Source organism: Endozoicomonas sp. ALB091, assembly GCF_049310265.1.
Lineage (GTDB): Bacteria > Pseudomonadota > Gammaproteobacteria > Pseudomonadales > Endozoicomonadaceae > Endozoicomonas.
This window is the reverse complement of record NZ_JBLYNQ010000009.1, coordinates 1-1,576: the sequence shown is the minus strand read 5'-3', so window position 1 is coordinate 1,576 and position 1,576 is coordinate 1. Positions and strand designations below refer to the sequence as shown.

Sequence of the window (1,576 nt, the reverse complement as noted above, 5' to 3'; positions counted from 1 at the left end):
ATGCTGTAGCCGCTGTTGATACCTCTAGCGTCTGTTGACACTATGGCGGCTGCTGACGCCGCCGCGGTTGACTCTGTCGCGGCAGTTGACGCCGAAGCGGTTGTTGACACTGTAGCGGCATTTACCGGGCAAACATCACCGTACGAAAAATCCAACGCATCCAGAAATTCAGTTCCCGAAGCGCAATTGGCTGTTAACACACGAGGGTCAGCTTTTTGGCAAAGAAGCTGCTCATTGGATTCCTGTCCAAAAGCGCAATTGGCTGTTAACACGCGTGGGTCAGCTTTTTGGCAAAGAAGCTGCTCATTGGATTCAGGTCCAAAATTCTTTTTCATGATGACATAGCTATTCACCGCCGTGGTGTTGGTAACCTTTCCTCCATCACGAACCTCCCCTCCTTCGATGCCGGCGTATGCATATTTACCCGAGGTTTCGACCGTGCTGTTCACCGCCGTGGTGTTGGCAACCGTTCCTCCATTGGAAACCAGCCCTCCCCCGATGCCGGCGTATGCATATTTACCCGAGGTTTCGACCTTGCTGCCCACCGCCGTGGTGTTGCCAACCTTTCCTCCATTGTGAACCAGGCCCACCCCGATGCCGGCGCATGCAACTTCACCCGAGGTTTCGACCGTGCTGTTCACCACCGTGGTGTTGGCGACCGTTGCTCCATTGGTAACCTGCCCTACCCCAATGCCTGCGTGTGCATATTTACCCGAGGTTTCGATCGTGCTGTCCACCGCCGTGGTGCAGGCAACCGTTCCTTGATCGTAAACCGCCCCTCCCCCGATACCTGCGCATGCACGTTCACCCGAGGTTTCGGCCCTGCTGTTCACCGCCGTGGTGTTGGCGACCGTTGCTCCATTGGTAACCTGCCCTACCCCAATGCCTGCGTGTGCATATTTACCCGAGGTTTCGACCGTGCTGTCCACCGTCGTGGTGCAGGCAACCGTTCCTTGATCGTAAACCGCTCCCCCCCCGATGCCTGCGCATGCACGTTCACCCGAGGTTTCGGCCCTGCTGTTCACCGCCGTGGTGTTGGCAACCTTTCCTCCATCGGTAACCTGCCCTACCCCAATGCCGACGTGTGCATTTTTACCCGAGGTTTCGACCGTGCTGTCCACCGCCGTGGTGCAGGCAACCGTTCCTTGATCGAAAACCGCCCCTCCCCCGATGCTTGCGAATGCACCTTCACCCAAGGTTTCGACCGTGCTGTTCACCGCCGTGGTGTTGGCAACCGATCCTCCATAGGTAACCTGCCCTCCCCCGATGCAGGCGTATGCACCTACACCCGAGGTTTTGACCTTGCTGTTCACCGCCGTGGTGCAGGCAACCGTTCCGTTTTTAACAACCCCCCCCCCGATGCAGGCGTATGCATAATTACCCGAGGTTTCGACCGTGCCGTTCACCGCCGTGGTGTTGGCAACCTTTCCTTTGAAAATCATCCCCCCCCCGATGCCGGCGTGTGCATCTTTACCCGAGGTTTCGACCGATGCTGTTCACCGCCGTGGTGTTGGCAACCGTTCCTTTGACAATCACCCCCCCCGATGCCGGCGTATGCACGTTCACCCTTGTTGGT

Annotated in this window: 1 protein-coding gene; it reads right to left on the bottom strand. The window is 57.6% G+C overall.

Features of this window, described 5'->3' with window-relative positions; genetic code table 11:
• The coding region (locus ACO6UX_RS22575; protein ID WP_422450572.1) for a hypothetical protein at positions 1-1,442 on the bottom strand (1,442 nt) is incomplete at its 3' end.
• Positions 1,443-1,576 lie beyond the last annotated feature (134 nt).